Raw genomic sequence first — 7858 nt, 5'->3', positions numbered from 1 at the left:
GACGCCGCTCCCGCCGCCGACCGCGCCGCCGAGCGCATCGCCCAGGCCGACCACGCCTACGCCACCGGCGACTACGGCACCGCGCTCTCCGCGTTCCGCGCGCTCGCCAAGGACAACGAGACCCCCGACCCCGCGCTCGCCCTCCACTGCCAGGTCCGGGCCGCGCAGTGCCTGGCGGCCATGGGGAACGCCGCCAGCGCGCTCGCCGGGCTCTCCAGCGTCATCGAGCGCCAGCGCCGCCTCATGGGCGAGCGCGCCCGCCCGGTCCTGCGCTCCCGCCGCGTCGAGATCGACATGCTCGCGGCCGTCGGCAACGGCCCCGAGGCCCACCGCCGCCTCGGCGGACTCGTCCGGGACATGGCCGCCGCGCTCGGCTCCGCCGATGCCGATACGATCGAAGCCGAACGGCTGCTTCGGGCCTGGTCCGCGCCGCCCCAGGCCGGCCACGGGCGGCCGACCCAGCCCACCGCCTCGCCTGGGAGTCCTCCTCGATGACCGCCCCCGGTCCCTACGTCCCCCCGATCGACGAGCAGAAGCGGCTCATCGCGCACCGCGTCGGCCGCACCGGCACCTACCTGTGGGCGCTCTCGCCCCTGTTCACCTGCGGCTACGCCGCCCCGGTCATGCTCGCCATCGCGCTCGCGCGGCGCCGCGACAACCTCGTGCTCGCCGCGCTCGTCGTGCACTCGGCCCTGCTGTCGGCCTCGTGCCTCGTCATGGGGACCTTCGCCGACAAGACGCCGCTCTGGGGCGACGTCCTCATCTACACGTCCTGGTTCCTCGCCGCGATCGGCGGCACCGCGCACCTCCTGGTGATCCGGCCCGCCGTGTTCCCCGTCGGCGCGCCTCCGCAGGTCCCCGTCGCGCAGCTCTCCAACGCCGAGGTCCTCGACCGGGCCCGGAAGCTTCGCGACCAGGCCCGCCGCACCGCCGAGGCGGACCCGATGCTCGCCAAGCGCCTCGCCATCGGCCGCCCCGACCTGCCGCGGCAGTTCGACGACGGCGGCCTCGTGGACGTCAACCACGCGCCCCTGCACCTGCTCACGTCCCTCCCGGGCGTGACCGAGCGCAGCGCCCGCCAGATCCAGGAGTGGGTGGAGCGGTCGGGGCCGTTCGCGAGCCTCGGCGAGGTGATGCTGGTGATCGAGATCAGCCCGACGTTCGAGCACCACCTCCGCGAGTACTGCGTCTTCATCCCCTGACCCGGAGCTCCGCGAGCACGGCGACCGCGGCGCGGGCCGCGTCGTCGGTGTACGCGGAGGGGAACGCGTCGACCAGGCGCCATCCGGCGCGGCGCAGCGCGCGCTGCCGGTCGAGGTGGGCGCGGGGCCCGTCGGGGTGCACGTCGCACAGCACGCCGAACGCGGCGTCGCCCTCGCCGACGACGAGGTCGATCTTCCAGTGCCCCACGGGGTATCCGTGCCGGACGGCGGCGTCCGCGCCGGAGAGGGCCGCGGCGAGCTCGGTGCGCCACCTCCCTTCGGCGCCGTCGCCGGGGACGGCGGCGGGGGCGCGGTCGGCGTAGTCGAGGAACTCGCCGACGAGCCCGCCGGGGTCGTCGAGGGCGGTGACGACGTGGAGGTGCTCGCGGGCGCGGGTGACCATGACGTTGAACAGGTTCGCGCCGGCGAGGAACCGCTTGCGCCCGGCGGGGTCGCCGGGGGCGGCGCCGAGGGACGCGACGACGGTCTCGGACTCGCTGCCCTGGAACGCGTGGACGGTCCCGGTGCGGATGCGGTGGGCGCGGATCGCCTCGAGGTCGAAGCGCTTCATGACGGCGGCCTCGAGGGCCTCGGCCTGGGCGCGGAACGGCGAGAGGACGGCGAGGCCGCGGTCGCCGGCGGCGACGAGCCCTTCGAGCAGGTCGAGGGCGCGGTCGACCTCGGCGCCGATGACGCCGTCCTCGTCGGCGGCGGCCGCGGCGACGCGGTGGACGGTGATGGCGTCGGTCTGCTGGACGCGCGGGTGCGCGGTGATCGGCCGGACGCGCCCGCCGTAGAACCTCGCGGCGGAGAACCCGATGAGGTGGGGGACGCTGCGGTGGTGCTCGGTGAGCTCGACGACGGGCCCGGCGCCGCAGGCGAGGTCGTAGAGGCTGACGCGCCCGGTGTCGAGGCGCGCTTCGAGCCCTTGCAGCCCTTGGCGTTCGAGGACGCCGCGGAGGCGCGCGTCGGAGGCGAAGGACACGAACTTGAGCTGGCGGGGGTCCCCGGCGACGACGGCGCGCTTGGCGCGGGCGAGGACGGGCGCGGCGCGGAGCTGGTTGACGTGGCTGGCCTCGTCGATGATGACGAGGTCGAACGCGCCGGCGCGGGCGGGCAGGACGGTCTCGGCGTCGGCGGCGGTGCCGATCCACAGGGGGCGGGCGCGCAGGAGCGAGGCGGCGTCGACGTGGTCGAGGACGGCGCGCCGCTGGGCGCGGTCGCCGCGGAGGCGCGCGGCGTTGAGCTCGCCGAGGGCCCTGGCGGCCTTGCGGTCGCGCCGGTCGGCGGCGGCGGTCTCGGCGCGGAGGGCGGCGCCGGCGGTGCGGGCGGCCTCGTCGTCGGCCTGGGCGAGGTTGCGCCACAGGGGTTCGAGGCGGGGGCCGCCTTCGGCGGCGAGGCGGGTCATGGCCTGCACGTCGCGGGCGATGCCGAGGCACCGCTGGAGCGCGTCGGAGTCGGCGGCGGTCCCGGCGAGGCGCTGGAGGTCCCGGCGGGCCCTGCGGCGGCGCCAGCGGGTCCAGGGCCAGCCGCCGTCGCCGCGGGTGCGCTCGGCGGCGGCCGCGACGGCGTCGGGGTCGGCGTCGCGCAGGCCGGGGAAGTCGTCGAGGAGGAACACGGGCGCGTCGAGGGCGCGGCGGCGGCGCTCCTCCATGTCGAGGCGCGTCTCGACGGCGTGCTCGACCCGCTCGAGGAGGCCGAGGGCGTCGGCGGCGGCGCGGCGGGCGGCCTCGACGGCCTTGGGGGGCAGGGCTTCTCCGAGGTCGGCGAGCGCGGTGCCGCCGCGTTCGGTGTCGCCGAACATCATCGGCTCGGGGCCGGGGTGGCGGGCGAGGAGCCCGGCGAGGACGTCGGCGGCGTGGACGGACTGGGTGGCGATGAGCACCGACCGCCCGGCGGCGACGGCGTCGAGGGCGATCGCGGCGAGCGTGTGGCTCTTCCCGCACCCGGGCGCGCCGGCGACGACGGTGACGGGGGCGGTGCGGGCGCTGCGGACGGCGGCGGCCTGCTCGCGGTTGAGGGGCAGCGGGGAGCGGACGGCGGCGTCGGGCCCGGGGGCGGCGTCGGGGAGGTCGGCGGTGCCGTACACCGCGGCGAGCGCGGTGCCGGCGAGGCCGGGGCGGCCGGCCCAGTCGTGGAGGCTCTGGCCGATGGGCCCGGACTCGGTGCGGGGGCCGGCGACGTAGACGACGGAGCGGGCGAGGACGACCGGCCGGGGCGACTCGGGTTCGGCGCGGTGGACGACGGCGGCGACGGCGTACCCGGCGGCGGTGGCGGCGGCGAGGAGCCAGGCGGGGTCGTCGAGGTCGCCGCCGGCGCGTTCGGGGGCGAGGACGGCGGCGAGGCGGGCGGCGTGCTCGGTCCCGGCGAGCGCGGGGTGGAAGGCGAGGTCGCCGGCGGGGACGATCTTGTGGTCGAACGGCTCGGTCAGGGCGACGTCGAGGCGCACGGGCCGGGTGACGAGCGGGACGGCGATGCGGCGGCGCCGGCCGTCGACGACGTGCGTCCCGGTGACGACGCCCCAGCCCTGCCGCAGGAGCCGCTCGTCGCGGTGGAGCTCGTCGTGGGCGGCGAGGTCGGCGGCGCCGGGCACGGTGGTGAGGCTGCCGCCCCAGGCGGCGTTCTGGCCGACCTCCTCGACGCCGGTCGCGGCGGTCTTGTTGACCGGGGCGAGGTCGGCGAGGGCGGTGAGGATGCGGGCGGGGTCCATGGCGGCAGTGTACGGCCGGGGGACGACGGGGCGGCGGGCGAAAGCGGGCTCGGGCGGCGGCGGTCGCGGCGTCTCGGCGCGGGGTCGCGTGCGCGCCCGGACGCGGGCATGCGGAAGGCCCCGGGGCGGGAGGTGCCCCGGGGCCTGTCCGGTGCCCCGCGCGGCGCGGGGGTGTCTCGTCCCTGGCGGGAGGGTCCTGCTACTCGATGCAGAGGACGCCGGAGGTGCGGCCGAACTGGTCGCTCAGCTCGTAGTAGCCGGCGGCGCAGTTCGCGGCGGCCCCTTCGATGTCGGGGGCGGCCCACTCGGCGGTGTCGAAGACGATCGCGTCGGTGACGGTGGTGTCGGCCGCGGCGTCGGCGCAGTCGACCTGGTACCACTCGGTGTCGCTGCTGGACATGCAGTCGCCGGTGTCAGGGGTGACGGGGGTCTTGCCCTCGGCGTTCGGCTGGTCGAGCGCCTCGATGCAGAAGAGGTAGTCGACGGCGCCGGTGGTCACGTCGTAGATCATGTTCCAGTCGGTCCACGGCTTGCCGGGGACGTACGCGCCGACCTCTTCGCCGCAGGTGTCGTAGATGGCCTGGGTGTCGGCGATGTCGCCGCCCGCGGCGGTGACGTCCGGGTCCGCGACGATGTTCGTGATGGTCCAGAACGCGGTGGCGTCGTCGCAGGCGACCTCGAAGACGGCCGGGTCCTCGGAGAGGACCTCGTACGGCAGGCAGTCGCCGGCCGCGGCCTCGGCGGCCGCGTCGACCTGCTCGCCGCTGACCTCGGTGGTGTCGGTGTCCGAGCCCGCGTCGTCGAGGATGCCGCAGCCGGTGAGTGCGATGGCGCCGGCGAGGCCGATGCCGCCGACGGCGAGCAGGCGGCGGAAGGGTCCGAGTTTCGTGTTCATTGGCTGCTTTCTGTGCGGCACCGCTCGTCGGGTCGAACGGCGCTCCTGAGTTCGACGTGAAGATATGCGGAGCCGGCGACTACGGACGCGGCAGGCGTCGTCACATTCGGGTTCGGCAGCTCGTTGACCTGGGGCTCCGTCGCGTTTCCGCGAACGTGCGCCAGCGCTCATGACCAGGATCACGATGGTTGCAATTCGGTCAAGCAGCAAGGATTGTTACGGGTTCCGGGCAGTTCCGTTGCGCCCGTTCGGTTCGGCACCGGGGTCCGGGTAGGGCGGTGATCCGGTCGGGACCGCGGTCCGGGTGGGTATGCGGTCCGGTCAGGACCGCCGTTCGGGTGGGTATGCCGTCCCGGAAAAGGAGGGCGCGGGTTCCGCCCAATGGTCGCCGCGCCCTCCGGTCTCGGGGCCCCGGCCGCGCTGGCCGAGGGTGCGGCATTAGCCGATCTCGATGTAGTACACGGTGCCGTCGAGGGACCAGATGTCCTCGACGTAGACGAGGGTGCTCGCGGCGTCGGCCGCGTACTCGGCGCAGGTGGCGCCGGAGGCGGTGCCGCCCGCGGTCACGTCGGCGACGTCGATGATGTCGTTGGCGACGATGTTGGAGCAGGTCTCCGACATGACGCCGTCGGCCCAGATCCCGACGGTGGCGTCGAGCCACAGGCTGCCGGTCTCGGTGCCGTTGTAGGTGCCGTCGATCGTGAACGTGGCGAAGGTGTTGCCGTCGGCCGGAGGCGTGTTGAACTCGTTCTCGGCCATGACCGCGTCGGTGGCGTCGAGCGCCACGTCGGCCACGGTGATGGTCCAGTCGCCGATCTCGACGGCGGAGCCGGCCGGGAGGGGGGCCTCGGGGCTGGTGCCGTCGCCGGTCGCGGTCTCCTCCTGCTCCTCGGCGGCCGCTTCGACCGTCGTCTCGTCGGCCGCGGTGTCGTCGCTCCCGGAGTCGGTGTCGCCCCCGGCGCTGCACGCCGACAGGGCCGCGAGCGCGATGAGGGCGGCGCCGCCGGCTGCGAGGAGGCGCTTCGAGATCTCGGGGAATTCGATGTTCATGGGAAACCTTCCGTGGGGTGTCGTTCATTGATGGAAGCTTGTGAAGTTACTTCACGAGACTAGTAGACTGTGTCGAGCCCGCGCAACGCGGGGTGGGTTACGATTCGATAAATCAAGACAGGAGCCCGCATGACCACCCGTGACGCCGGCCCAGGCGAGACCATCACGCTGACCGACCTGGCCCGCCTCGCCGCGGTCGGCCGCAACGCCGTCAGCAACTGGCGCCGCCGAGAGCCCGACTTCCCCGCCCCCGTCGACGACTCCTCCCGCCGCCCCCGCTTCTCCTTGTCCGCCTTGGAGTCCTGGGCCGAGACCCACGGCCGCTCCCTGCACGTCACCGGCGCCGACCGGCTCTGGTTCCGCCTGTCGAGCGCCCACTCGACGGCCGAGGCGGCCCTGGAGGCGGTCGCGGCGGCGTTCGACGGCCGCGGCGACGCCGCCCTCGCGGCGGAGGTGCGGGCCCTCGCCGAGGCGACCCCGGCGGCCGACCTGTTCGAGTTCTTCATCGAACGGGCCCGCGAGGCGGCCGGCACCGGCGTGCCCCCGGGGATCGCGCCCCTCGCCGACATCGCGGCCGCGGTGAGCGGCGAGCGCACCGAGGACCGCATCGGCAAGTCCGTGTTCGACCCGGCCTGCGACGAAGGCGACCTCCTCGCCGCGGTCGCCGCCCGCCTCGCCCCCTGCAAGGCCCTCGCCGGGCAGGACCTCTCCGCGACCCGCGCCGCGATCGCCGGGCGGCGCCTCCGCCTCCAGGACGACGCGCTCCGGCGCCTCAGCCGCACCAGGGACTCCACCGAAGTGACCACGCGCGTAGGGGACTCGCTCCTCGCCTCCCTACCCGCCGAACGCTACGACCTCGTCGTCTGCGACCCGCCGTTCAACGTCAAGGACTGGGGCTACGACCGCCTCCCCGACGGCGACGACCCCCGCCTCGCCTACGGCACCCCGCCCCGCACCGAGCCCGAACTCGCCTGGGCCCTCCACTGCGTCGCCCTCCTCGCCCCCGGCGGGCACGCGGTCGTGCGCATGCCCGCCCAGGTCGCGCACCGCCGCTCCGGCCGCCGCATCCGCTCCGAGCTCCTCCGCTGGGGGGCGCTCCGCGCGGTCGTCGACCACCCGGAGGCCAAGGCGCACATCTGGATCCTGGCCCCGCGCGGCGAGACGAGCCAGCTCCTCGTCTCCAACGGCCGCGACTTCGACCGGACCTGGCAGGACTTCTCCGCGGCCCCCGACGCCCCGATCGCCACCGCCGACTCGGTGACGGTGCCGCTCATGCGCCTGTGGGACGAGGACGTCGACGTCTCCCCCGCGGTCTACTTGACGAGCACCACGGGCGGCGCCGAGGACCTCGCGGGCGCGGTCGCGCAGCTGAGCGTGCGCCTCGGCGAGATCGCCGAGCAGCCGCTCCCCCGCTTCGGCGCCGGCCCCGAGCAGTCGGCCCCGGAGACCAGCCTCGGCGACCTCGAACGAGACGGCCACCTGGTGGTCGCGCCCGGCGGCGAGCCCGGTGACGCCCGCTGCGTGATCGTCGACCCGATCGGCGAACCCCCGGTCCGCCTCGGCACCCGCGCCGACGCCGCCGAGACCCAGTGGACGATCACCTGCGAACCCACGGTCGACCTCGGCTGGATAGCGGCCGCCCTGGCCGCCCGCCTCCCCGCCGCCTCCAAGCGGACCGCCACCGGCGCCAAGCGCCGCATCCTCTCGGTGAAGATCCCCCGCCTCACCCTCGCCGACCAGCACCGCCGCGGCGCGGCGTTCGCGCAGCTCGAAGCGGTGCGCTCGGCCCTGACCCTCGCAGGCCGCCAAGCCGAGTCGCTGGCCGCGGAAGCGGCCGCGGGCCTGGTGTCGGGAGCGGTCACGACACAGGACTGACCCCGCACCGTGCCCGCCTGCAACTCCTCCGGAGGCGGCGGGCCGGCTCGTCCCGCCTCGTTCGGGAGGATTGCTTCGGGCCGCGCAGCGGAAGACCGAACGGGGCTGACGGCATGTTCGATGAAT

6 protein-coding genes are annotated in these 7858 nt (G+C 75.4%); 3 read left to right on the top strand and 3 right to left on the bottom strand.

The features are described from left to right. Both ABD419_RS23325 and ABD419_RS23320 read left to right on the top strand, forming a co-directional pair. Window positions 1–495, top strand: a 495-nt coding sequence (locus ABD419_RS23325) for a tetratricopeptide repeat protein (protein ID WP_425556175.1), incomplete at its 5' end; no start/stop codon positions are given. Then, window positions 492–1202 carry a helix-hairpin-helix domain-containing protein gene (locus tag ABD419_RS23320; protein WP_344491983.1) on the top strand — a complete coding sequence of 237 codons (711 nt, stop codon included), beginning with the start codon at window positions 492–494 and terminating at the stop codon, window positions 1200–1202. The genes ABD419_RS23325 and ABD419_RS23320, both read left to right, overlap by 4 nt. On the opposite strand, the gene ABD419_RS23315 is transcribed toward ABD419_RS23320, so the two are convergent. The 3 genes from ABD419_RS23315 to ABD419_RS23305 form a co-directional block, all read right to left on the bottom strand. Beyond that, window positions 1192–3912 carry an AAA domain-containing protein gene (locus tag ABD419_RS23315; protein ID WP_344491980.1) on the bottom strand — a complete coding sequence of 907 codons (2721 nt, stop codon included), beginning with the start codon at window positions 3910–3912 and terminating at the stop codon, window positions 1192–1194. The two genes, ABD419_RS23320 and ABD419_RS23315, sit on opposite strands and share 11 nt — an antisense overlap. Before the next feature lie 199 nt (window positions 3913–4111). Then, a complete protein-coding gene (locus ABD419_RS23310) occupies window positions 4112–4807 on the bottom strand; it encodes a hypothetical protein (protein ID WP_344491977.1) in 696 nt (231 codons plus the stop codon). 438 nt (window positions 4808–5245) lie between these two features. Continuing rightward, window positions 5246–5857 carry a hypothetical protein gene (locus ABD419_RS23305; RefSeq protein WP_344491975.1) on the bottom strand — a complete coding sequence of 204 codons (612 nt, stop codon included), beginning with the start codon at window positions 5855–5857 and terminating at the stop codon, window positions 5246–5248. A gap of 129 nt (window positions 5858–5986) precedes the next feature. On the opposite strand from ABD419_RS23305, the gene ABD419_RS23300 reads away from it, so the two are divergent. Next, on the top strand, window positions 5987–7732 hold the full coding sequence (locus ABD419_RS23300; protein WP_344491973.1) for an N-6 DNA methylase: 1746 nt from the start codon (window positions 5987–5989) through the stop codon (window positions 7730–7732). Window positions 7733–7858 lie beyond the last annotated feature (126 nt).

This window comes from Glycomyces endophyticus (genome assembly GCF_039531525.1).
GTDB classification, from domain to species: domain Bacteria; phylum Actinomycetota; class Actinomycetes; order Mycobacteriales; family Micromonosporaceae; genus Glycomyces; species Glycomyces endophyticus.
The sequence above is the reverse complement of the archived record's forward strand: the minus strand, read 5'-3'. Positions and strand labels throughout refer to the sequence as shown.